This window comes from Alcanivorax sp. UBA3183, from assembly GCF_002364155.1.
GTDB classification, from domain to species: Bacteria; Pseudomonadota; Gammaproteobacteria; order Pseudomonadales; family Alcanivoracaceae; genus Alcanivorax; species Alcanivorax jadensis.
Genome location: NZ_DEXN01000045.1, coordinates 403 through 905, shown reverse-complemented (window position 1 = coordinate 905; position 503 = coordinate 403). Strand labels below are relative to the sequence as shown.

Genomic DNA, 503 nt, shown 5'->3' with positions numbered 1-503 from the left:
GGTCTGCCAGGTGCCGACGGCAACCCGCTGGAGCCGGTACTCGCGCAGTTCTGCCCGGAAACCTCCATGGCTGACCTGGGTCCGACGACCCCGATCGACTGTCTGACTGAAGCCGGTGGTAACTTCGGCGACGTGCAGGACCTGCTGCTGGGTTCCAACCCGCTGACCGAGCAACTGTGCCCGGAAGCAGCGGCTAACAGCCCGATTGATCCCGCAGCCTGCTTCGAAGAAGCCGCCGGTGGCTTTGCCCCGGGTGGCGGTGGTCTGCCAGGTGCCGACGGCAACCCGCTGGAGCCAGTACTGGCCCAGTTCTGCCCTGCAACTTCTGAAGCAGATCTAGGTCCGACGACTCCGATCGACTGTCTGACGGAAGCCGGTGGCAACTTCGGCGACGTGCAAGACCTGCTGCTGGGCTCCAACCCGTTGACCGAGCAACTGTGCCCGGAAGCCGCGGCGAACAGCCCGATTGATCCCGCAGCTTGCTTCGAAGAAGCAGCCGGTGG

At 65.0% G+C, this 503-nt stretch carries 1 pseudogene; it reads left to right on the top strand.

What is annotated here, in order from left to right:
* Positions 1-503, top strand: a pseudogene (locus tag B3Q33_RS14255) (hypothetical protein); the annotation flags it as partial.